Source organism: Agarivorans sp. 2_MG-2023 (genome assembly GCF_030548085.1).
Classification (GTDB): Bacteria; Pseudomonadota; Gammaproteobacteria; order Enterobacterales; family Celerinatantimonadaceae; genus Agarivorans.
Genome location: NZ_JAUORQ010000020.1, coordinates 1 through 22,562, shown reverse-complemented (window position 1 = coordinate 22,562; position 22,562 = coordinate 1). Strand labels below are relative to the sequence as shown.

Here is a 22,562-nt window from a genome sequence, read left to right as displayed (position 1 = left end):
GCCACATAGGTGGGTGCTGTTCAGAAAGGGGCGCAGCAATAGTGCTGGTCCAATACAATTTATTGCTCTATGAGGATAATATACAATGCGTAATCAATATGACTTTTCACCTCTTTATCGCACCGCTATTGGTTTTGATCGCTTAGCTAGTTTTATTGAAGCGGCTTCTAACCAAAGTGCCCAATCTCAAAACAATGGTTACCCGCCTTATAATATTGAAGCGGTAGACGAAAACCATTATCGAATTACTTTAGCTGTTGCAGGTTTTGCTGAAGATGAGTTATCAATCGTTGCTCGAGAAAATGCATTGATTGTTACCGGAACTAAGCAGAAAAAAGCCAACAATACAGAAGCTAAGTTCTTACACCAAGGTATAGCTGAACGCGGCTTTGAGCGGAAATATCAAATCGCTGACCACGTTAAAGTGAAAGCAGCCAACCTAGAGAACGGGTTACTGTTTATTGAACTGGAGCGCGAGATTCCTGAAGCGCTTAAGCCTAAGCAAATTCCAATTAATGGAAAAATAAATTCGGTAGAAACTTTGGAAGCTAAAACAGCTTAAAGACGAAGTAATAAAGATAAAGAATGAAAAGGGCCACAAGGCCCTTTTTTAGTGTTTAAGCCTCGAGTAGAGGATTAACGACTGAGGCGAGTATTTCAATGCCTTGTTTTACATTGGCTTCACTTTGGGCGAAATTAAGTCGAATACATTCTTGAGTATGTCGCCAGCTATTACTCACACCAGGGAAGAAATAACTACCAGGTACAATCAATAGACCTTTCTGTTTAAGCGCTTGGTATAGCTCTTTATCGCTGATGGCTAAACCTTCGAACCATAACCACAAAAACATAGCACCTTCTGATTTATGAATCCTGAATTTGGTTGAGGGTATTGCCGCTTGTAACCAATCTATTGCCTGCTGAGATTTACGCTGATAAAAAGGGCGAATAATGTTGTTGCTGGCATCTAGTAGGCTATTGTCTTTAAGCATCTCATTCGCTAATGCAGGGCCAACACCACCGGGAGACAAATTAATAATCCCAGATAAATTACTCACCGCCTTAATGGTTTCTGGCTTGGCTATTACAATACCGCAGCGGGTGCCTGGTAATCCAAGCTTCGATAAGCTCAAACACAAAATCGTATTGTCATCCCAAAATGGCGTAGCTTCGTCGGTAAACACCAAGTTAGGGAAGGGCAGGCCATAAGCATTGTCGATAAGCAGTGGCACGCTGTGTTGCTTGGCTAGCACCGATAGTTTGCTAATTTCATCGTCGGTAATGACATTGCCAGTAGGGTTGGTTGGCCGAGAAACACAGATTAGCCCAATACTTTGATCTAGATGTAGGTGGTCAAAATCGACGTGGTACTTAAACTGTCGCTTATCCAAATACTCAATGTTGGGTTTGTTGCCTATAAATAGGTCTTCGTCTATGCCGCTGTCTTCGTAGCCAATATATTCAGGCGCTAAGGGAAACAGGACCTTCTTGCTGTTTTTACCCTTTCCAGCAAATAGATTGAAAAGGTAAAAAAATGCGCTTTGGCTACCATTCGTTAAGGCAATATTCTCACTTTTTATACCCCAGTGGAATTCATTGCTTAGAAACTCAGCCAAATTAGAAATAAATGCCTTGTTTCCTTGAGGGGCGTCGTAATTACATAGCGCGTTGAGCAAGCTCTTGTTATCTAAGCCGCTACGAAGATGCTGCTCAAAAATTTCGGTCATTTCTGGTATTTGAGCTGGGTTGCCACCGCCAAGCATGATCATCTCATCACCTGCCCGAATTCCTTCATCAAGGTCATCCATAAGCTGAGTGATGCCTGCGTGGCGAGTGAATTTATTGCCAAAATCTGAATATGTCATAACGCACCTTTTTCTATATAGGCGTCACCATAACAAAGATTGCTTTCTAATGGCAATTAGCCCCAGTTGTTCTAGGTTGATTAGTTAATCAAAGAGGAAATAGATAAAAAAAAGCGGCCTAAGCCGCTTAAATATATGTTGTGAGTATCGCTTTAGTTAGCTGCTTGGCCTACATAAACTACCACTACTGCATCATCACCTTTGCGTCGTTCAAATACGTAAGGAGCGGTGTTCAACTGTTTATGCTCCCCTGCGCCAATAGCTTGGTGACGCTTACGGAATTGAAGCAATTTTTGCCAGTGATTGTGGACGGCTAAACGTTGCTCATCATTCAATTGCTCCCAATTCATATCTGAACGGGTCGCTTGATGTTTATCTGAGCTGCGTGGTCCCTTTTCGCGAGCAGTTTCATCGCCGTAGTATACTTGAATGGCAGTTGGCATGAGTAAGAAAGCAGAGCCCAATTGTTTTTGTTGCTCTAGATCTTTGCTGATGCTGCCATAGGCAAGTTTTGTATCGTGAGATGATACGTAACTCAATACTTTGCCATCTCGCTTACCAAGTACGTCTGCGTAACGCTGATAGCCGTCTTGCATGTTAGTGAAACAATTCATGCCTTGCTTAGCTAAATCTGTTTGGTAAGTGAAGTCGATGAGTGAATCAAAACCGCTATTGAATAACTTGGAATTATTAAGGCCTTGCCCCCAGAACTCACCAGTCATCCAAAAGTCACTGTCATCTAGTACTTTATCGGGGTTGTTTTGTTTCCATTCGCTAAAGGCTTTGCTTGAAGCCAGTTTTAGTTCCATCCAAGCTTCTGGTTCTACGTGTTTCACCGTATCAGCACGGAAACCATCGATACCGTACTCACGTACCCAATCAGACAACCATGTAACTAGGTAATCTCGAACTGTTGCACCAGGAATTTCTACTGCTTTTGTATCGGGCTTGTTTTTGTAGAAAGGAGGCAGGCTTACTACATTGTCTGATTCAGTTTTGAAATCTGGCAAGTAAGCCAAAGACATTTCTAAATCACTTGGGCCTGGATTTGGGTAGCCTGAAATATCAGTACGAACCCACTCTGGTCCCCACCACTTAACCCATTCTGTTCTCGCGCCGTAATCAATGTAGTCGTTAAAGCTGTGCCAAGTTTCGCCTTTACCTGGGGCCCAGTTAGTCCACTTCTCGCCTAAGTAGGTTTCAATGGGTACATCATATTCTTGAGTCGCACCAAAACCGAACTCTTGCATATCGCCTAAGGTCGCGTAGCCGGTGTGATTCATTACAATGTCCATCACCACGCGTATGCCACGAGCATGAGCATCATCAACAAACTGCTTAAACTCTTCAGCGGTACCCATGTTTTGGTCCATTACTGTGTAGTCTTGTACGTAGTAGCCGTGGTAGCCGTAATGCTTAAAGTCGCCACGCATACCACCGCCAACCCAGCCTCGAATCTGCTCGTAAGGAGCGGTAATCCAAATGGCATTGATGCCTAAGTCTTCAATATAATCGAGCTTTTTACTTAAGCCCGCTATGTCACCACCATGGAAAGTACCAATTTCATTTTTGCCGTCATTACTGCGGCCGTAGCTATTGTCGTTGTCAGGGTTACCATTGTAGAAGCGATCGGTCATCACAAAATAAACAGATGCGCTATCCCAACTAAACTCATCCGCTTTTTTAGTGACTGATTCGAGTAACAGTAAACCTCCACTTTCTGGTGCGGGAGTAAAGGTGACTTTACCTTGATATACAGTGCTCATTTGGCCGCTGTAAAAGTCTCTTACGGCTGTACCTTCTTCAAAGCTGCTGCTTACGTCCACAGATACGGGCTGACCATCCCATTGTAGACATTGCGCGCTTTGGCTTAATGCTTCGCTTGAACTACTGGCTGCGCTGGTGCTATTGCCTGTTTGAGGCGAAGAACAACCGGCTATAGCCATGCTGACTAAACAGCCGAGCAGAGCGGGTTTAATGACTTGCTGCATTTTTTACATCCATATAGTTTTTGTTAGTGACCGACAGAAACAAAAAAGCCCCCTCATAGGGGGCTTTGAATAGAAAAGCTAAGGCTTACATTTCAACTTTTTCTACGTAAGTTACTGGAATCTCTTCTGACCAGTCTAAGTAGAAGCGGTATACGCCATCAACTTCTGGAGTGAATTTGAAGTTATCAAATGCTGAACATTTGTTTAACTGGCGACGGTCACCAATTTTAATTTCTGCTTCACCAGCTAGGAAACCAAAGTTAGTACCACACTGCCATGCAGCATCACCAAATTTCCACTCGTACGGTTGGCCATCAGCAATTAAAGGCTCATCAACAGATGAAGTAGCTGACCATACGTTTTTCTTACCTTCTACAGGCATCAATTTGTATTCTGGAGCCGCGTCCCACCAAGTGAATACGCCACGTAGATATACGTCACGAGTTAATTTACTGTCGCCGCCGCTAGAAGCACAACCAGCTGCTACTATGGTGATTAGTGCTAGCACACCTGCTTTCATTAAATTCTTAAGCATTTCCAATTCCTTTATATTTTTATAGCTTTCCTTTGTCTTTGCAGACAAACATTACGTAATGAGCTGAACTCGAGCCTATTTATATCGAAGCTAGCCCGGAAAAAACGTGCCAAGCTCACACTACTATGCTGAAAAGGATTTCAAGATTTGGCTAATTTTATCAAAAGGGTTAACTAGATCAAAAAAAGCCATCTCCTTGTTTAGAAGATGGCTTTTTTATTACACTAATTAGCTGTGAAGCTACTGAATCACTGAGATGTCTGCAATTTCTAAAAATAGCTGACGAAGTGAATTTAACAGGCTTAAGCGGTTGATTTTTAAGCTGTCATCTTCACTCATTACCATCACGTTATCGAAGAAGTTATCTACAACGTCGCGCAAGTTAGCAAGTTCGATTAGTGCTTGTTGGTAATCGCCTTTTTCAAGCAAAGGTTTTAGCGTAACAGCCATCGAATCAACTGCAGATGCTAAGGCTTGTTCTTGTGGCTCTTGAAGCAAACTAGCGTCAACTTGTGGTTTCACAAAGTCTGGGTTTTTCGCCAGAATGTTAGATACTCGTTTGTTGGCTGCCGCTAATGCTTGGGCTTGTTCTAAAGAACGGAAGTGGCTTACCGCTTTAATGCGTTGATCAATGTCCGCCAACTTAGTTGGTTTACGTTCCAATACGGCAGTAATCACGCTGGCATCAATACCTTGCTCAAGGTACATCGCGCGCAGGCGAGCATAAATAAACTCGATAAGCTGAGTATGAACCTTGGCTTGCTGTTCTTGGCTAAGTTCAAGCGGCAATAACAGCAGTGCACTATTAATTAACGTATCTAAATCTAATTCAAAACCTTTGTCTTGAATGATTCGAATTATACCTAAACTTGCCCGGCGCAAAGCAAATGGGTCTTTATCGCCTTTTGGTAATTGGCCAATGGCAAAAATACCCACCAAGGTATCTAGCTTGTCGGCAATTGCGACTGCTGATGCTACCTTGGATTCAGGCAGTTTGTCGCCTGAGAAGCGCGGCCAGTATTGCTGATTTAAGGCATTAGCGACATCTTCATGCTCGCCGTCGAACTTGGCGTAATACATACCCATAACGCCTTGAATATCTGGGAATTCAAGCACCATTTCGCTGTTTAAATCAGCTTTTGATAACAAACCTGCACGTTGAGCGTGCTGGCTATCGCCACCAATCTCACCTGCAATTTGTGCTGCTAATTCAGAAACGCGGTTAGCTTTATCTAATAAGCTACCGAGTTTTTGTTGGAATACCACGTTAGCAAGCTTATCTAAACGGCTGTCTAAACGTGACTTTTTGTCGGTATTAAAGAAAAATTCGGCATCGGCTAGGCGAGGGCGAACCACTTTTTCGTTACCAACAATTACTTGCTGAGGATCTTTGCTGACAATATTCGATACGAAGATAAAGCGCGGTAGTAAGTTACCTTTGGTATCTAAAATTGGGAAGTATTTCTGGTTATCTTTCATGGTGTAGATAAGTGCTTCAGCGGGCACGTCTAAGAACTTGTCCTCAAAACTACCGACCATAGCTACTGGCCACTCAACCAATGAACATACTTCTTCAAGTAGTGCTTCATCCATTTCTACTACACCGCCTTCGCGGGCGGCTTCAGCTTCGATTTGTTCACGAATAATCGCTTTACGCTGTTCGTAGTTAACTATCACTTTACCGCGACGGTCTAATTGTTGAACATAATCGTTGGCGTGATTTAGTTCGAATTCAGCATCGCCCATAAAGCGGTGGCCGCGCACAGTGCGAGCAGATTCGATACCAAGAATATTGCCTTGAACTAATTTTTCACCGTACAGCATCGTAATAGTATGTACGGGGCGAATGAATTGAATCGATTTCGCTCCCCAACGCATTGGTTTAGGGATAGGCAGTTTTGCTAAGGCATCTGCAACAATATCTGGGAACAATTGATAAATAGTTTGGCCGCTAATTTCAGCGTTGTGCAGTAGCCATTCGCCTTTGTCGGTTTTTAGTCGTTCGGCTTGTTCAACGGTAATGCCATTTGAGCGTGCCCAACCTTCGGCTGCTTTAGTGGCATTGCCGTCAGCATCAAATGCGCTGCTAATGGCAGGGCCGCGTTTTTCTACGACTTTATCGGGTGTTTTTTCATTCAAAGCTAGAACAGAAAGCGCTAGGCGACGAGGCGCAGCAAACCATTCAATACTATCAAATTCAAAACCGGCTTTTTCCAAGCTTTGTTGTACATTGCTTTTAAAAGACTCAGCCAAGCCACGTAAGGCTTTTGGTGGCAACTCTTCGGTGCCGATTTCTACTAATAGGTTCTCGTTACTCATGCTGCCTCCGTTACTTCTTGTCTTTGCATAAAGGGAAACCAAGCGCTTCTCGCGCACTGTAATAGGTTTCCGCTACGGCTTTTGATAACGCTCTAACGCGCAAAATGTAGCGTTGGCGTTCGGTGACCGAGATGGCATGACGAGCATCAAGTAAGTTAAACGCATGAGACGCTTTCATTACTTGTTCGTAAGCGGGCAAAGGTAAACCAGCTTCAACTAATTTTTGGCTGTCTTTTTCGCACTGATCGAATTGTGCAAATAGCGCTGTAGTGTCGGCGTGTTCAAAATTGTAGGTTGATTGCTCAACCTCGTTCTGGTGGAACACATCGCCATAGGTTACTTTACCCATTGGCCCGTCGGTCCACACTAGGTCGTAGATACTATCTACGCCTTGAATGTACATCGCTAAGCGCTCTAAACCGTAGGTGATTTCACCGGTTACTGGTGAGCACTCTAAGCCACCCACTTGTTGGAAATAAGTGAACTGAGTAATCTCCATACCGTTCAACCAAATTTCCCAGCCAAGGCCCCAAGCACCTAAAGTTGGCGATTCCCAGTTATCTTCTACGAAGCGGATATCGTGAACTTCAGGGTTAATGCCTAGTTCTACTAAAGAACCTAGGTATAACTCTTGAATGTTATCTGGAGAAGGCTTCATCACTACTTGAAATTGGTAGTAATGCTGCAAGCGGTTAGGGTTTTCACCATAACGGCCATCGGTTGGACGACGACATGGTTGTACATAAGCACTCGACATCGGTTCTGGACCGATAGAGCGCAAAAATGTTTGCGGATGAAAGGTGCCTGCACCTACTTCCATGTCTAAAGGTTGAACAAGAACACAGCCCTGACGAGCCCAGTAGTCTTGCAGGGCCAAAATAAGGCCTTGAAAGGTTTTAATATCGTATTTATGCATGATTTTAGTGTCGCGCGTATGAAAAATAATCGGTTTTATAACTGACGGAGTATACCCTAGCACGCAGGCAGACCCTAGTGCTGTTGTATCGGGAATCGCTGATAAATTAGACTTTTTTGAAACAAACTCGGCTAACTACCTTTCTTGATCAAATATTGAAAGGGAGTTTGGTCGGTTTTTTTGGCCACTAAGGTGTGATCCATAAACTCACAAAAGCTTACCATGTCACGAGTGGTGGACGGATCGTCGGCTTGCACCAGCAAGGTTTCGCCGATATTTATGTTACGAATGGCTTTGCGCACCATCATCACCGGTTCTGGACAGCGCAGGCCCAACGCATTTAGTTGGTGATCGGCTTGGCTAAATTCTGTGTTATTGCTCATCAAACGAGGTCTCTTTTTGCTACTTTGTCATTGTATAACAGCTGGTTGAAAAGTGGCAGCTGTCAGCATTGACGATTGACAGTTTAACTTGTAGAGAGTGATGATCAGATAAAAGAAAAGAGGCCGAAGCCTCTTGATTACAGGGATAACAAAAGTGAGCGGTGCAACAAATATTTAGCGAATGCGCTGTTCGTTATTCGGGTCGAAATACACTGCGCTAGACAGATCAAACATTAAATCTAGGTTTTCTCCCATTGTTGCTGGTTTATCGGGGTCGAGTCGGCAACTAATTTCCTTGCCATTCAAGGTTACCAAGGCAATGGTGTCGGGGCCGGTAGGTTCTAACACACCTAGCTTCAAGTTAAGGGTGGTGACTAAGGCTTTGTCTTTTTTGTAAGGATTCACATGGGTTATTTGTTCTGGCCTTATGCCTACCACTAATGATTTACCTGCATATTTGCCTAGGTGCTCTGGTAGCGGAATATGATGTTGCTGTTGTTGGTCACATACCAATGAACCCATCAAGCCATGTTCACTTTGCTCAACATTGCAGTGTAAAAAATTCATTGCAGGAGAGCCCATAAAACCAGCGACAAACATATCAGCAGGATCGTTATAAATCTCTGAGGGGCTACCTAGTTGCAAGAGCTGGCCGTCTTTCATCACGGCAATTCTATCGGCTAGGGTCATTGCTTCAATTTGGTCGTGGGTCACATATACAATGGTGGTGCCTAAACGTTGGTGTAGCTTTTTAATCTCGTGGCGCATCTCTACGCGCAGTTTGGCATCTAAATTACTCAAGGGTTCGTCAAACAAATAGATTTTGGGTTGGCGGGCTAGGGCGCGTCCCATTGATACTCGCTGTTGCTGACCGCCAGAGAGCTGTGAAGGCTTACGGTCTAACAGGTGTTCAATTTGCAGTAACTGCGCGACTCGAGTTATTTCAGTTTCGCGGGCATCCTTATCCATTTTTTGAATTTTTAGGGCAAATTCGATATTGCCGCGAACGGTCATATTTGGATATAGCGCATAAGATTGAAACACCATAGCGATGTCGCGATCTTTGGGGTCTACATCGTTAACCACTTTTCCGTCAATGCAAATGTCGCCGCTAGTTATTTCTTCTAGGCCGGCAATCATATTCATGAGTGTAGATTTACCACAGCCAGAGGGACCCACTAAAATTAAAAACTCGCCGGCATTAATCGAGATATTAATGTCTTCCAGGGTATTAGGGGCACTTTTACCATAGCGTTTGTAGAGTTGTTTTATATCTAAGGTCGCCATTGTTTCTTATCCTTTTACTGAGCCAGCGGTTAACCCGCGCACAAAATACTTTCCAGCTACTACGTAGACAAACAGAGTGGGTAGCGCAGCAATAATGGCAGCGGCCATATCCACGTTGTATTCCTTCACTCCGGTGCTGGTATTTACTAGGTTGTTTAACGCGACCGTAATGGGTTGTGAATCGGAGCCCGAATACACCACTCCAAACAAGAAGTCGTTCCAAATTTGAGTGAACTGCCAAATGATGCACACCATGATGATGGGCTTAGAAATAGGCAGCATAATTTTGAAGAAAATAGTGAAGAAGCCTGCGCCGTCGAGCTTAGCCGCTTTAACTAATTCCCCGGGAACCGATACATAGAAGTTGCGGAAGAATAGGGTAGTAAATACCAAACCGTAGACAACGTGCACAAACACTAAGCCGGTGGTGGTATTGGCCAAGCCAAACTTACCTAAGGTGGCGGCCATGGGCAGCAAGATCACTTGAAAAGGTATGAAGCAACCAAATAGCATTAAGGCAAAAAATAGGTTTGAGCCTTTAAAGCGCCAATGAGCAATAACGTAGCCGTTTAGTGCTCCAATTAAGGTTGAAATGAAAACCGCAGGAACCGCCATTTTAAAGGAGTTCCAGAAATAACCTTTTACTCCCTCACAGGTAACCCCGGTACAGGCAGTGCCCCAGGCTTTAAACCATGCGTCAAATACCCATACTTCAGGCAGAGATAGCAAGTTGCCACCGCGAATATCCGGCAAAGACTTAAACGAGGTAAGTAGCATTACTAATAGCGGCATTAAATAGATGGCGCAAAACAGCACTAATATTGAATAGATGAAGATGCGACCCGGTGAAAATTTAGTCATGATTATTGCTCCCGGTTACGCAGTTCTGAGTACAAATACGGCACTAAAATGGCGAGTACACCGGCTAGCATCATCATCGCACTGGCGGCACCTAAGCCCATTTGTCCGCGGGTAAAGGCGTGGGTATACATAAACAGTGCTGGTAAGTCTGACGAGTAACCCGGCCCACCGGAGGTGAGTGCGGTCACTAAATCAAAACTCTTAATCGCGATGTGCGAGGTAATAATCACCGCACTGAAAAAGACCGGACGTAAACAAGGCAGGATGATTTTCCAGTAAATAGTGGGCATGCTGGCGCCGTCGATCTGTGCTGCTTTAACAATGCTTGAATCAATGCCGCGTAGGCCCGCCAAAAACATCGCCATAACAAAGCCAGAAGATTGCCACACGGCAGCAATAACCAGGGTATACACCGACATGTCATTGCTCACCAGCCAGTTAAATTCAAAACTGGTCCAGCCCCAATCATGCATCATCTTCTCTAAGCCCAGCCCTGGGTTTAAAATCCACTTCCAAGCGGTGCCAGTTACAATGAACGACAAGGCCATAGGGTAGAGATAAATGGTACGAATAGCCCCTTCTTGGCGAATATTTTGGTCTAACAAAATAGCCAGTAAGGTGCCTAAAATTATTGAAATAATAATGAACAGTACGCCAAAAATCAGCAGGTTGATGCAGGAGGTAACCCAGCGATCATTCTCCATCAGTTTGTTGTATTGCAGTAAGCCAGCCCACTTAAAATTAGGTAAAAAACGCGAGTGAGTCAGCGAAAGGTAGCCAGTCCAAGCTACGTAGCCATAAATACATACCGTCACCAAAAATATCGAAGGTGACAAGATGATTTTGGGCAACCATTTTTGCAAGGTATTAAACATAGTACAGCCTCGTTCGAACGCCATGTTCAAACTAACAAGGTAATAGCAGGTGCAAGCTCCGACCGGCTGGCCGGAGCATGATACTTATTTAGATAAGTGGGTAGGTTTACTTAGCGGCTTTAACAACACGCGCTAATTTAGTCACGGTTTCTTTAGGGTCACCATCAGGGTCGTTAAAGAAGTTCGTTACTACGTCATAAATAGCGCCTTGTACATAACCCGTGGTGGCTAGGCCGTGGGCCATACTTGGCACCAAATCACCCGAGGCATTACTGGCCTTGAAGGTAGCCATTGAATCTAAGGCACAGCTATCAAATTTGCTCATATCCATATCGGTACGTACTGGAATCGAGCCTTTGTTTAAGTTGAAGACCTCTTGGAATTCAGGGGTTAAAATAGTTTTCGCTAAACTCTTTTGGGCAGTCACATTATCGGCATTACTTAGCTCAAACATGGCAAAGCTATCGATGTTAAAGGTGAACTGTCCATCGGTACCTGGTGCTGGTAAACAAACAAAATCTTTACCGGGTACTTTGCCTGCAGCAATAAATTCGCCTTTCGCCCAGTCACCCATAATTTGCATGCCTGCTTGGCCATTTATCACCATGCTGGTGGCAATGTTCCAGTCGCGGCCTGGGGAGTCACTGTCGATGTAGTTACGCATTTTTTTGAATACGGTGAAAACTTCCACCATTTTGTCGCCACTAAGTACAGCATCATCGTGCATTACAAACGCTTTGTTGTAGTCTTCTGAACCCAGTATATCTAAGGCTATTGCTTCAAATACTGTGGCGTCTTGCCAAGCTTGGCCACCGTGAGCTAGCGGAATAATGCCTGCAGCTTTTAGCTTCTCAGCAGAGACAAAAAATTCATCCATGGTGGTAGGGATCTTAGCGCCGGCTTTTTCAAATACGGCTGGGTTTGCCCATAACCAGTTTACTCGGTGAACGTTTACCGGTACTGCTACATAGTCACCGTTAAACTTCATTACATTCGTGACAACTGCTGGAACAACCTCATCCCATTTTTCTGCTTTAGCCACGTCGTTCAAGTTGCTTAGGAAGCCAAGATCAGCCCATTCTTGAATATCATGACCTTTAATTTGCGCTGCCGCTGGTGGGTTACCTGAAATAGCGCGAGTTTTTAATACCGTCATAGCACTTTCACCGCCGCCGCCTGCTACTGCAAAGTCTTTCCACGAATGACCTTGAGCTTCTAGCATTTCTTTAAGTACGCCTACCGATTTGGCTTCACCACCTGAAGTCCACCAGTGTAAAACTTCTACTTCACCTGCGTATGCCAGGTTAATCGCGCTAGTAAGTGCCAGGGTAGAGGCTAGAGTTGCAAATTTACGCATATTGATGCCTTTGTTATTTTTTGTGAATTCCATTCCTTATTCACCAATCTTTACCGCAGGCGATTGGCTAATTAATAGACTAGATGAAACAGCTTGATAACAAAGTAACCTTTTGTAACCAAGTTGTTACAAAGTGGTTATTTTATGTGAGGCAGTTGGAGTTTTACTTCTAAACCTCCTTGAGGCAGGTTTTGCAGAGTAATATCACCACCATGAGCGTGGGCAATATTGCGGGCAATACCTAAGCCCAAACCGGAGCCTGAATCATCTTTGCTGATACGAACATAAGGGTTAAATACCTCTTTAATCCGTTCCTCTGGAATACCAGGGCCGTGGTCTACAAACAGTAAACACAGTTCTACATCGTCATCGAGTAAGTAAATCTCAATGTCGTTGCCGTACTTAATGCCATTTTCAACCAGGTTGCTAATACAGCGCTTAATCGCCAAGGGCTTACCGCGGTAAGGTTCAAGAGCCTCACCAAACACAATCACCTTACCCGAGAAGGGTTCTATGCAGTGTTTGAGGTGAGTCATTATGTTTATATCACTTAAGTTTTCGTGAATATCGGTATCTTTTACCGTTTGTAATGCGCCTTTGGCCATGATTTCCAGTTCATCTAAATCACGGTTAAAGGCATCAATGACGGTATCTTCGTCTAATAACTCTGCGCGTAAGCGCAAACGAGTAATCGGTGTTTTTAAATCGTGTGAGATAGAGCGGAACAGCAATTCCCGATCTTCAATATACCGTTTCAACTTACCCTGCATGGTATTAAAGGCGCGGGTGGCCTTACGGATTTCGTCGCTGCCTTCTTCTGTTAGTGGCGGCTGGAATAAGTCGATAGTCAGCCGAGAAGCCGCTTTAGCTAAACGCCGCAGTGGTCGAGTTTGTCTACGCACTAATACAAAAGTAAACAGCAGCAAGAAGAACGTCATAAGAGCGATAAACATCACTCGATCTTGCGGCAGCAAATTGTCTTGCAGCGTCATGTAAGGCGCGGGTAAAAGTGCGGCCAAGTATATCCATTCGCCACTCTCTAGTTCGATTTGGGTAACTAAAATTGGTGGATTTAGCGGTTCAATTTGCAGTGTATGTGAGGCCCAAGAAGAGGGTAAATCTTTAAGTAAAATGTCATTTTTAAGAACATGCAGCTTGTCGGGCATGGAAAAATCAACATCAATCATTGGGCTGCGGCTTAGTTCACGATGTAATACTTCGCCAACCGTTTGAATCACAATGTTTTTGCGGTGGCTGTCGGGAATAGATTCAATGTTAATGTAATCTTTGTTCAAGGAGACAAAGAAACGAGTACCGCCCATTTTACGAAGCTGATTCAACACGATGTGCCGATACTCAGAAGGTAACGATTCAAAAAAGGTAACCGTAGAGGCTAGGCTCAAGGCCAAGTTTTGCGAAGTAGAGCGCAAGCCATCAGATTCTGATTGGCGTAACTGATAAAACCAAATAAAGCTGCTGGCACCTTGCGCTAAGCCAATGGCCAGTAACAGTAACAGCAGCATCCTCGCTAGTAGCGAGTTAGGCTTTATGCGTTCAATAAAGGCCTTAAACTTCATGGCTGACTTGCGTCACCATCATATAACCTACGCCACGTATGGTGCGAATTAGGCGAGTTTGGCTGCCGTCATCTTTGAGGCGCTGGCGCAAACGACTAATTTGTACATCTATACCGCGCTCCATAGGCAGGCTTTCGCGACCGCGAGTCGCATCGCTAATGGTATCTCTGTCTAGGGTTTCGTTAGGGTGTTGCAAAAACAGCTGTAGCAAGCGGTAATCACTGCTCGATAACTCAAGCTTGTCGCCATCCTCATGCTCAAGCTGTTGTGTTTGACTGTCTAAACGCCATTGACCAAAGCGAATGTAGCGGGTGTTTTGCTGGGCATTGGCGGTGACTTGCGAGCGTCGTAACAAGGCTTTGATTCGAGCCAGTAGTTCACGCGGATTAAACGGTTTGCCAATATAATCGTCGGCACCCAGCTCTAAACCCACAATGCGATCCATTTCGTCAGAGTTAGCGGTTAGCATGATGATAGGCACGTTTGAAGTTCGGCGAATTTTTTGACACAGAGTGAAGCCATCATCTCCCGGTAGCATGATGTCGAGAATGATCAGTTCTGGATCATTGGTTTCAAGCAATTTGGCCATTTCTTCACCGTCATTGGCGCTAATCACATCAAAACCTGACTTACTTAAATACTGTTCAAGTAAGCTACGAATTTCTAAGTCATCATCAACAACCAATAACTGTTTAGCTAAAACCATGGGCCTCTGTACTATTTTTGCGAAGTAAGTGGCGTTAAGGATAACAAACAACCGGCTTAGGAAAAATGCCTGCGGAGCGTGAGTAAAAAAAATGGGAGCTCAACGCTCCCATTTTTGAGTTAAAGCTTGCTTATGGTCGTTCAAATACCGTGGCAATACCTTGGCCTAAACCAATACACATGGTGGCCACACCTAGCTTGGCGTCTTTGGCTTCCATTAGATTGATAAGGGTGGTGGAGATTCGGGTGCCCGAACAACCTAGTGGGTGGCCTAACGCGATAGCGCCACCGTTTAAGTTAACCTTGTCTTCCACTTGGTCCAATAACCCTAAATCTTTCACGCAAGGTAATGATTGCGCGGCAAAGGCTTCATTTAGTTCAAATAGGTCAATGTCTTCTACCTTTAAACCAGCACGTTTAAGCGCTTTTTGTGTAGCAGGTACAGGGCCATAACCCATGATAGAAGGATCGCAACCAGCAATCGCCATTGAGCGTACTTTGGCGCGAACGGTTAAACCCAGCTCGGCGGCTTTGTCTGCCGACATCACCAACATGGCTGAAGCACCATCTGATAAAGCCGAAGACGTACCAGCGGTCACTTTACCGTTGGCGGGGTCAAATACTGGGCGTAATTGCGACAAACCTTCAGCTGTGGTTTCAGGGCGAATTACTTCGTCAGTTTCAATTAACTTTAAAGTACCGTCTGCATCGTGACCTTCAATAGGGAAGATTTCGTTGGTGAATCGACCTTCTAGGGTTGCCTGATGTGCTAAGCGGTGTGAACGCGCACCAAACTCATCCATGGCTTCTCGGCTAATGCCGTGCATTTGTGAAAGCAATTCGGCGGTTAAACCCATCATACCGGCAGCTTTGGCTACCGATTTAGCCATACCCGGGTGAAAGTCTACGCCATGGTTCATTGGTACGTGACCCATGTGCTCAACACCTCCAACAATAAATACATCACCTTGGTCGGCCATAATTGCGCGAGCGGCGTCATGCAAAGCTTGCATTGACGAACCACATAAACGGTTTACGGTAACTGCGCCCGTTGAATGAGGTAAACCCGCTAACAGCGCCGCATTACGCGCTACGTTGAAACCTTGTTCTAGGGTTTGTTGTACACAACCCCAGTACACATCTTCAATGTCATTTGGGTCTAGTTTAGGGTTACGTTCCACCAAGCCTTTCATTAGCTGGGCAGACAAGTCTTCGGCGCGAACATTTCTAAAACAGCCATTTTTTGAGCGGCCCATAGGAGTTCGAATACAATCAACAATCACTACTTCTTTCATTTTATGTTCCTCCATTAGCCTTGTTTGCCATAGTAAGTTTCACCTGCCGCTGCTTTAGCGCGCAAGCCGTCAGTCACTTGATAAAGTGGACCTAAATCGGCGTATTGATCTGCTAAGGCTACGTACTTATCAAGACCCATGGTATCTAAGTAGCGGAACACGCCGCCACGGAAAGGAGGGAATCCTAAGCCGTACACTAGCGCCATATCGGCTTCTGCAGGGCTTTGAATAATGCCTTCTTCTAAACAACGTACTACTTCGTTAATCATTGGAATCATCATTCGAGCAATAATCTGCTCGCTGCTGTATTCGTAACGTTCGTTGCAAATCTGCTTGAGTAAGTCGTAGCTGGCTGGATCGGCATCTTTCTTGGGTTTGCCTCTACGATCTTTGGTGTAGGCATAAAAACCTAAGCCATTTTTCTGGCCAAAACGTTCAGCTTGGTACATCACATCAATGGCATCTTCACCGTCTTTGCTCATGCGCTCTGGGAAGCCATTTGCCATTACCGCGCCGGCGTGGTGGCCGGTATCAATGCCGACGACATCAAGTAAGTAAGCAGGGCCCATTGGCCAACCGAATTGCTTCTCCATGATTTTGTCTACTTTTACAAAGTCGGCACCGTCTTGGAGTAAGCGAGTAAAGCCAAAGAAGTATGGGAACAATACGCGGTTAACAAAGAAGCCTGGGCAGTCGTTAACCACTACCGGGGTTTTACCCATTTTAGCGGCGTAGGCGACTACGCTGTCGATGGTTTCCTGTGAGGTCTTCTCACCGCGAATCACTTCGACCAACGGCATACGATGCACTGGGTTGAAGAAGTGCATACCACAGAATTTCTCTGGGCGGCTTAGATTTTCCGCGAGTAGCGAGATAGGGATAGTAGAAGTATTAGACGCCACAATGGTGTCTTCAGACACTTTTTGTTCTACTTCTTGTAGTACAGCCGCTTTAATTTTTGGATTCTCTACTACTGCTTCTACTACGATATCGCAGTTAGCAATGGCTTCGTAATTAAGGCTTGGGTTAATGGCCGATAGAATTTTACCCATCTTCAAGCCATCAATGCGGCCACGCTCAAGTTGCTTGTTCAGTAACTTGCTGGCTTCATTCATGCCAAGCTCTAATGCCGCTTGGTTAATGTCTTTCATTACTGCCGGTACGCCTCGGCTAGCGCTTTGATAAGCAATGCCGCCACCCATAATACCTGCGCCTAATACAGCAGCTTGATTAATGTTTTGGGCATTCTTCGAGGCTTTTTTAGCAAGGCCTTTAAGTTGTTGGTCGTTTAAGAAGATACCGACTAAGGCTTGGGCTACCTCAGATTGAGCCAAACCGATGAAGTATTTGCCTTCTAAGGCAAGGGCCTCGGTGCGGCCACAACGGGCGGCTTTTTCCATGGTTTTAACCGCGGTGATCGGCGCGGGGTAGTGAGGGCCTGCTTTAGCGATCACCATGCCTTTGGCACAGTTAAAGCTCATAGTGGCTTCTATTTGGTTTAAAGCTAGTGGTGATAACTTAGCTTGGCGACGACTCTGCCAGTTGATTTTTTCGCTAATGGCGTCTTGCAACATAGCTAAGGCGGCATCACGCAATTTCTCTGCTGGGACTACGGCGTCTAACATGCCAAATTTTTGAGCGGCTGCAGCCTTGTAGTTTTTGCCGGTGGTAATCCACTCCATCGCATTGTCGGCGCCAATGACTCGTGGTAACCGCACTGTGCCGCCAAAACCAGGCATAATACCTAATTGGGTTTCTGGTAGGCCTATACGCGCACCCGGCTCGCCTACACGTAAGTCGGTAGACAGTATAAATTCGCAACCGCCACCTAGGGCGTAACCATTAATCGCAGAAATAGTTGGAACGGCTAAATCTTCTAGGGCATTGAAGATGTCATTCGCTTTGGTTAGCCATGCGGCTAACTCTTGCTCTGGTAGGGCGAATAGGCCCAAAAACTCGGTGATGTCAGCACCAACAATGAAGGCATCTTTGGCTGAACTTACTAACAAACCTTGTAAAGCTGATTGCTGCTGCAATGCAGTAATAGCCTCATCCAGTGAGACTAAAGTGCTTTTGTCGAGCTTATTTACACTTCCTTGCTTGGCATCGAATGTTAGTTCAGCGATACCGTCGGCAATATAGCGAACACTGAGGTTCTCGCCTTGATATATCATTCTGCTCTCCTTGTAGCTGGCGTACATTGCACCAGTTTTGTGTAGGGGTTAGAGATTAATTTTGTAATCAGTTTGTTACTCAAACATTAAAACAAATATAACGACCATTTAAAACACTTGTTTAATTTTTTGTCGGAAGCCGCACAAAACGAATGGGTCACTGCAACTTGTTTCCAGCAAGAAATCGTCAATTAACTGCTCTAGATCCAACAATCTGTTTATTAAATGCGCTATAACTAAATAGCTAATTAATAGTCGTAGAGAGGGTGCTATGCCAACTATTCATCAACTGTTTACTCAGCATATCGAGCAACTACAGCATCGGGTGGCTGATGTATTAGAGCGAGAGAATCTAGAGGCGCTGATTATTCACTCGGGTTATCCCCTTAGAACCTTTCTTGATGACCAGCATTACCCTTTCAAAACAAATCCGCATTTCAAACATTGGTTGCCACTAACCGCTCATCCACATTGTTGGCTAGTGGTTGATGGTCACACTAAACCCACGCTTATTTATCACCAACCGAGTGACTATTGGCATAAAGCCGCGGGGGATCCTGAAGGCTTTTGGGTAGATAGCTTTAATATTAAGTTGATGGCAAACCCGCAAGACATAGAACCGTTCCTGCCCAGTAATAGAAATCGTTGCGCCTATATTGGTGAGCATCCTGAGTTAGCAGAAGCCTTGGCCATTGGTGAGCGTAATCCCGAATCAACACTAAGCTATTTGCATTACTACCGCGCCTATAAAACCGATTACGAAATAGAGTGCATTGGCGAAGCGAACCGAAGAGCAGTAAAAGCACATTTAGTCGCCAAGGACTTGTTCTTTGCTGGCGCTTCTGAGTTTGAAATTAACTTGGCGTATTTGTCTAGCTTAGGAAAAAGTGAGCACTCACTACCGTACTCCAACATTATTGCCCTAAACGAAAACGCAGCCACTCTTCACTACACAGCCCTAAGTGCAAAGAAACTGGCAGAACAACAACACTACTCGTTATTGATTGATGCGGGGGCAGAATATCGTGGCTACGCGGCAGACATCACCCGTACTTACGCTTATCGAAAAGGCTTGTTTGCTGAGCTGGTGGCCGAGATGGACAAATTGCAGTTAGCCCTAATTGCTGATTTAAAACCTGGTCACCCTTATACCGACTTACACCTAAAAGCCCATCGTCAGCTAGCAAAGTTGCTGGTGGACTTTGAGTTTGTTTATTGCAGCGCAGCTGCGGCGGTTGAGAAAGGCATTACTCGATGCTTTTTCCCGCATGGTTTAGGACATCACTTGGGTTTGCAGGTGCACGATGTAGGTGGTTTTATGCTAAATGAAGATGGTGAGGTTCAAGCTGCTCCTAGCAACGATCCATTTTTGCGCTGTACTCGCATCATCGAGCCGCGTCATGTATTAACTATTGAACCTGGTTTGTACTTTATTGAAAGTTTGTTGAGTGAACTGGCTGAATCTGAGCATACCCGCTTGATTAATTGGTCACGGGTTGATGAAATGCGTCGCTTTGGCGGCATTCGCATTGAGGACAGTGTGGTGGTTACCGCGCAAGCTTGCAACAACTTAACCCGAGAGCAGAATTGGAAATAGCACACACTAGCGACTATTTACGACCTATTGAGCAAGTTAGCACTGAAGAAACTATTAAACGTAGTCGTTTTATTAGCTACCTTATTCCGGTGGCTAATCGGCAAATGGCTCAACAGCAGTTGGCAGAAATAAAACAAATACACCCTCAAGCTCGTCATCACTGTTGGGCTTTTGTGGCGGGTCATCCAAACGACAGCCAATGTTTAGGCTTCAGTGATGATGGCGAGCCCTCGGGCACTGCTGGTAAGCCTATGTTGGCTCAATTACAAGGGAGTGGTTTAGGGCAAATACTGGCAGTGGTAGTTCGCTATTCTGGCGGAATAAAATTGGGTACTGGTGGTTTGGTTAAAGCTTATGGTGGTGGCGTTCAACAAGCGTTAAAACTAGTCAATACCGAAACGGTTGTGGCTAGTGGTCAGTGTTGCTTAACCTTTGACTATGCTTTTACTACCCAAGTTGAAATGCTGCTTAGCCGCTTTCAAGCCAGCAAACTGGATACTCAGTTTTCAGATTCTGCGCAAATGCAGGTAAGCCTCCCCTTAAGCGAATATGAGTCCTTTAAACAGCAACTCATTAATGTCTCAAGTGGGCAAATTAGCGTGAGTAAGCTGTTGTCTTAAGTTGTCTTGTGTGGCGCTTTACTTCAAGATATACAGCATAAACTTTATTTAGACAGAGAAACGACACGGATGCAAATCAGAGCGATTATTAGGATCGTTGGGCTTCTAGTAATGCTATTTAGTCTCGCTATGATTGTTCCGGCCTTGGTGGCGGCTGTTTATAAAGATGGTGCGGGTAAAGCCTTTATGGCGGCATTTGCACTGTGTGTTAGTGCCGGCTTTCTGTTGTGGTTCCCCCAACGTCATCAAAAAACCGAATTAAAAGCCAAAGAGGGTTTTTTAATTGTGGTGCTGTTCTGGACAGTACTAGGCAGTGTAGGTGCGTTGCCGTTTATTCTGACCGAAAACCCCAATATGTCGATTACCGACTCCTTCTTTGAGTCCTTCTCTGGGCTTACTACCACCGGTGCTACGGTTATTGTAGGCATAGAAGAACTGCCCAAAGGCATATTGTTTTATCGGCAAATGCTGCAGTGGTTAGGGGGGATGGGAATCATTGTTCTTGCGGTGGCGGTGCTGCCTATTCTTGGTGTTGGTGGCATGCAACTCTATCGCGCCGAGATCCCTGGGCCAGTAAAAGATAAAAAGATGACTCCGCGGATTGCAGAAACCGCCAAAGTGCTGTGGTACATCTATCTGTTTCTCACCATTAGTTGCTCGGTGGCGTTTTGGCTAGCGGGAATGTCTTTGTTCGACGCGATATGCCATGCCTTCTCTACCATCGCTATTGGTGGTTTCTCCACTTACGACGCCAGCCTTGGCCATTTCGATAGCTCATTAATCAATACCATTTGTGCAGTATTTCTTATCATCTCTGGGATTAACTTTTCCTTACACTTTGCTGCCATTAATGGCCGAGCCATTACCTTTAAGTACTATTTTCTCGATCCTGAGTGTCGTGCCTTCTTCTTTATACAAATGAGTCTAACCCTGATTTGTGTGGCAATTTTACTCGCTCAGCAAGTTTATAGTTCGCCTACTGTGGCCTTAGACCAAGCCTTTATTCAGTCTGTCTCCATTTCTACCACTGCCGGTTTTACAACAACCAGTTTCTCTGAGTGGCCGCTGTTCTTGCCTGTACTACTGGTATTTTCTAGTTTTATTGGCGGCTGTGCAGGGTCAACGGGAGGGGGCTTAAAGGTTATCCGAGTATTCTTGTTAAGCCTGCAGGGGATGCGAGAGTTAAAACGCTTAGTCCATCCGCGAGCGGTATTTCAAATTAAGCTGGCCAATAAAGCACTGCCAGACCGCGTGCTTGAAGCAGTTTGGGGCTTTTTCTCTGCTTATACCTTAGTGTTTGTTATTTGTATGTTAGGGCTTATTGCGGCGGGGATGGACGAACTGTCGGCATTTTCAGCTGTAGTCGCTTGTTTAAATAACTTGGGGCCAGGGCTGGGCCAAGTGGCGGTGCATTACTCAGACATTACCGACGCGAGTAAATGGGTGTTGCTTACTGCAATGCTATTTGGACGTTTAGAAGTATTTACCTTATTGGTGTTATTTACACCTGCCTTTTGGAAAAGTTAATCATGAAACTACTGGTACTGTATTCAAGCTGTGAAGGGCAAACCTTAAAGATAGCTAAACATATTGTTGCTCAACAAGCTGACGCTATCGAGAGCGCAGATTACCTCAATATAGAAGAGAGTAAGCTAACTCTTGAATTAGAAGGTTACGACAAAGTACTTATTGGTGCGTCTATTCGTTACGGAAAGTTTAGGCCGCAGTTATTTGCAATGCTTTCTGAGTACCAACAACAGCTCGCCAAACTGCCAGTAGCATTTTTTGGGGTATGTTTAACTGCACGTAAGCCAGAGAAGAATACTCCTGAAACGAGTGTGTATATGAAGAAGCTAAATCAAACGGCAGCTTGGACCCCTAAACTTCAAGCAGTGTTTGCCGGCGCCTTGCTGTATTCTCGATACACATGGTGGCAAGCATTATTAATTCAACTGATTATGAAGATGACCGGCGGAAGCACAGATAAAAGCCAAGATATCGAATTAACCGATTGGGATAAAGTAGATGAATTCGCGACAGAGTTCGCAAATCTGCATGAATAAACAACAATCTGAGCGTTTTTTAAGTGTTCTTGCACAAGCTTTGAACACTTAAACAAAAAACTTCAATTTTCTTCAAAAAACGCTTGCACCAAAATCGCGGATCCCTATAATGCGACTCCACTGACACGGCAAGCGGCGCTGC

Annotated in this window: 19 protein-coding genes; 5 read left to right on the top strand and 14 right to left on the bottom strand. The window is 44.9% G+C overall.

Annotated features, from left to right (window positions below):
- Positions 1 to 85 precede the first annotated feature (85 nt).
- Positions 86 to 562 carry an Hsp20 family protein gene (locus Q4549_RS20665; RefSeq protein WP_303554298.1) on the top strand — a complete coding sequence of 159 codons (477 nt, stop codon included), beginning with the start codon at positions 86 to 88 and terminating at the stop codon, positions 560 to 562.
- Between the two features lie 55 nt (positions 563 to 617).
- Here Q4549_RS20665 and Q4549_RS20660 read toward each other — a convergent pair whose 3' ends face one another.
- From Q4549_RS20660 to fadB, 14 genes are all read right to left on the bottom strand, one after another.
- Positions 618 to 1,865, bottom strand: a complete 1,248-nt coding sequence (locus tag Q4549_RS20660; RefSeq protein WP_303554300.1) for a valine--pyruvate transaminase — start codon at positions 1,863 to 1,865, stop codon at positions 618 to 620.
- Positions 1,866 to 2,017: 152 nt separating this feature from the next.
- Complete coding sequence (locus Q4549_RS20655) at positions 2,018 to 3,856, bottom strand: alpha-amylase (RefSeq protein ID WP_303554302.1); 1,839 nt, start codon at positions 3,854 to 3,856, stop codon at positions 2,018 to 2,020.
- 85 nt (positions 3,857 to 3,941) lie between these two features.
- The gene (locus Q4549_RS20650) at positions 3,942 to 4,391 is read right to left on the bottom strand and encodes a hypothetical protein (RefSeq protein WP_137673583.1); all 450 of its coding nucleotides are present in this window, start codon (positions 4,389 to 4,391) and stop codon (positions 3,942 to 3,944) included.
- Between the two features lie 240 nt (positions 4,392 to 4,631).
- The gene (glyS, locus tag Q4549_RS20645; protein ID WP_303554304.1) at positions 4,632 to 6,710 is read right to left on the bottom strand and encodes a glycine--tRNA ligase subunit beta; all 2,079 of its coding nucleotides are present in this window, start codon (positions 6,708 to 6,710) and stop codon (positions 4,632 to 4,634) included.
- A 10-nt stretch (positions 6,711 to 6,720) separates the two neighbouring features.
- Complete coding sequence (gene glyQ / locus Q4549_RS20640; protein ID WP_303554306.1) at positions 6,721 to 7,626, bottom strand: glycine--tRNA ligase subunit alpha; 906 nt, start codon at positions 7,624 to 7,626, stop codon at positions 6,721 to 6,723.
- Positions 7,627 to 7,757: 131 nt separating this feature from the next.
- Positions 7,758 to 8,009 (bottom strand): sulfurtransferase TusA, encoded by a 252-nt coding sequence (tusA, locus tag Q4549_RS20635; RefSeq protein WP_137673585.1) that lies wholly within the window; start codon positions 8,007 to 8,009, stop codon positions 7,758 to 7,760.
- 174 nt (positions 8,010 to 8,183) lie between these two features.
- Positions 8,184 to 9,296 carry an ABC transporter ATP-binding protein gene (locus Q4549_RS20630; RefSeq protein WP_303554308.1) on the bottom strand — a complete coding sequence of 371 codons (1,113 nt, stop codon included), beginning with the start codon at positions 9,294 to 9,296 and terminating at the stop codon, positions 8,184 to 8,186.
- Between the two features lie 6 nt (positions 9,297 to 9,302).
- The gene (locus Q4549_RS20625) at positions 9,303 to 10,157 is read right to left on the bottom strand and encodes a carbohydrate ABC transporter permease (RefSeq protein ID WP_137673587.1); all 855 of its coding nucleotides are present in this window, start codon (positions 10,155 to 10,157) and stop codon (positions 9,303 to 9,305) included.
- 2 nt (positions 10,158 to 10,159) lie between these two features.
- Positions 10,160 to 11,032 (bottom strand): carbohydrate ABC transporter permease, encoded by an 873-nt coding sequence (locus tag Q4549_RS20620; protein ID WP_201798740.1) that lies wholly within the window; start codon positions 11,030 to 11,032, stop codon positions 10,160 to 10,162.
- 106 nt (positions 11,033 to 11,138) lie between these two features.
- Positions 11,139 to 12,389 (bottom strand): ABC transporter substrate-binding protein, encoded by a 1,251-nt coding sequence (locus Q4549_RS20615; protein WP_303554310.1) that lies wholly within the window; start codon positions 12,387 to 12,389, stop codon positions 11,139 to 11,141.
- Between the two features lie 137 nt (positions 12,390 to 12,526).
- Positions 12,527 to 13,966 (bottom strand): ATP-binding protein, encoded by a 1,440-nt coding sequence (locus Q4549_RS20610; protein WP_303554312.1) that lies wholly within the window; start codon positions 13,964 to 13,966, stop codon positions 12,527 to 12,529.
- Entirely contained in the window at positions 13,956 to 14,672 is a 717-nt protein-coding gene (locus tag Q4549_RS20605) for a response regulator (protein WP_137673591.1), read from the bottom strand. The genes Q4549_RS20610 and Q4549_RS20605 overlap by 11 nt, the downstream gene beginning before the upstream one ends.
- A 130-nt stretch (positions 14,673 to 14,802) precedes the next feature.
- On the bottom strand, positions 14,803 to 15,966 hold the full coding sequence (gene fadA, locus Q4549_RS20600; protein ID WP_303554314.1) for an acetyl-CoA C-acyltransferase FadA: 1,164 nt from the start codon (positions 15,964 to 15,966) through the stop codon (positions 14,803 to 14,805).
- Positions 15,967 to 15,980: 14 nt separating this feature from the next.
- Complete coding sequence (gene fadB / locus Q4549_RS20595; RefSeq protein WP_303554317.1) at positions 15,981 to 18,140, bottom strand: fatty acid oxidation complex subunit alpha FadB; 2,160 nt, start codon at positions 18,138 to 18,140, stop codon at positions 15,981 to 15,983.
- A 271-nt stretch (positions 18,141 to 18,411) separates the two neighbouring features.
- Between fadB and pepQ the strand changes: the two genes are divergently transcribed.
- From pepQ to hemG, 4 genes are all read left to right on the top strand, one after another.
- Positions 18,412 to 19,737: a Xaa-Pro dipeptidase gene (gene pepQ / locus Q4549_RS20590; RefSeq protein WP_303554319.1), complete on the top strand. Its 1,326-nt coding sequence runs from the start codon at positions 18,412 to 18,414 to the stop codon at positions 19,735 to 19,737.
- Positions 19,728 to 20,357, top strand: coding sequence for a YigZ family protein (locus Q4549_RS20585; RefSeq protein WP_368411622.1), 630 nt, complete (start codon positions 19,728 to 19,730; stop codon positions 20,355 to 20,357). The genes pepQ and Q4549_RS20585 overlap by 10 nt, the downstream gene beginning before the upstream one ends.
- 69 nt (positions 20,358 to 20,426) lie before the next feature.
- Positions 20,427 to 21,884 (top strand): TrkH family potassium uptake protein, encoded by a 1,458-nt coding sequence (locus Q4549_RS20580; protein ID WP_137673596.1) that lies wholly within the window; start codon positions 20,427 to 20,429, stop codon positions 21,882 to 21,884.
- 2 nt (positions 21,885 to 21,886) lie between these two features.
- Positions 21,887 to 22,420 (top strand): menaquinone-dependent protoporphyrinogen IX dehydrogenase, encoded by a 534-nt coding sequence (gene hemG, locus Q4549_RS20575; protein ID WP_303554321.1) that lies wholly within the window; start codon positions 21,887 to 21,889, stop codon positions 22,418 to 22,420.
- Positions 22,421 to 22,562 lie beyond the last annotated feature (142 nt).

Coding starts and splice junctions, on each gene's coding strand:
- pepQ (WP_303554319.1), top strand. CDS start 18,412: ATGCCAACTATTCATCAACTGTTTACTCAGCATATCGAGCAACTACAG.
- Q4549_RS20610 (WP_303554312.1), bottom strand. CDS start 13,966: ATGAAGTTTAAGGCCTTTATTGAACGCATAAAGCCTAACTCGCTACTA.
- Q4549_RS20620 (WP_201798740.1), bottom strand. CDS start 11,032: ATGTTTAATACCTTGCAAAAATGGTTGCCCAAAATCATCTTGTCACCT.
- Q4549_RS20665 (WP_303554298.1), top strand. CDS start 86: ATGCGTAATCAATATGACTTTTCACCTCTTTATCGCACCGCTATTGGT.
- hemG (WP_303554321.1), top strand. CDS start 21,887: ATGAAACTACTGGTACTGTATTCAAGCTGTGAAGGGCAAACCTTAAAG.
- Q4549_RS20580 (WP_137673596.1), top strand. CDS start 20,427: ATGCAAATCAGAGCGATTATTAGGATCGTTGGGCTTCTAGTAATGCTA.
- fadB (WP_303554317.1), bottom strand. CDS start 18,140: ATGATATATCAAGGCGAGAACCTCAGTGTTCGCTATATTGCCGACGGT.
- glyQ (WP_303554306.1), bottom strand. CDS start 7,626: ATGCATAAATACGATATTAAAACCTTTCAAGGCCTTATTTTGGCCCTG.
- Q4549_RS20625 (WP_137673587.1), bottom strand. CDS start 10,157: ATGACTAAATTTTCACCGGGTCGCATCTTCATCTATTCAATATTAGTG.
- fadA (WP_303554314.1), bottom strand. CDS start 15,966: ATGAAAGAAGTAGTGATTGTTGATTGTATTCGAACTCCTATGGGCCGC.
- Q4549_RS20630 (WP_303554308.1), bottom strand. CDS start 9,296: ATGGCGACCTTAGATATAAAACAACTCTACAAACGCTATGGTAAAAGT.
- Q4549_RS20655 (WP_303554302.1), bottom strand. CDS start 3,856: ATGCAGCAAGTCATTAAACCCGCTCTGCTCGGCTGTTTAGTCAGCATG.
- Q4549_RS20605 (WP_137673591.1), bottom strand. CDS start 14,672: ATGGTTTTAGCTAAACAGTTATTGGTTGTTGATGATGACTTAGAAATT.
- glyS (WP_303554304.1), bottom strand. CDS start 6,710: ATGAGTAACGAGAACCTATTAGTAGAAATCGGCACCGAAGAGTTGCCA.
- Q4549_RS20615 (WP_303554310.1), bottom strand. CDS start 12,389: ATGCGTAAATTTGCAACTCTAGCCTCTACCCTGGCACTTACTAGCGCG.
- tusA (WP_137673585.1), bottom strand. CDS start 8,009: ATGAGCAATAACACAGAATTTAGCCAAGCCGATCACCAACTAAATGCG.
- Q4549_RS20650 (WP_137673583.1), bottom strand. CDS start 4,391: ATGCTTAAGAATTTAATGAAAGCAGGTGTGCTAGCACTAATCACCATA.
- Q4549_RS20660 (WP_303554300.1), bottom strand. CDS start 1,865: ATGACATATTCAGATTTTGGCAATAAATTCACTCGCCACGCAGGCATC.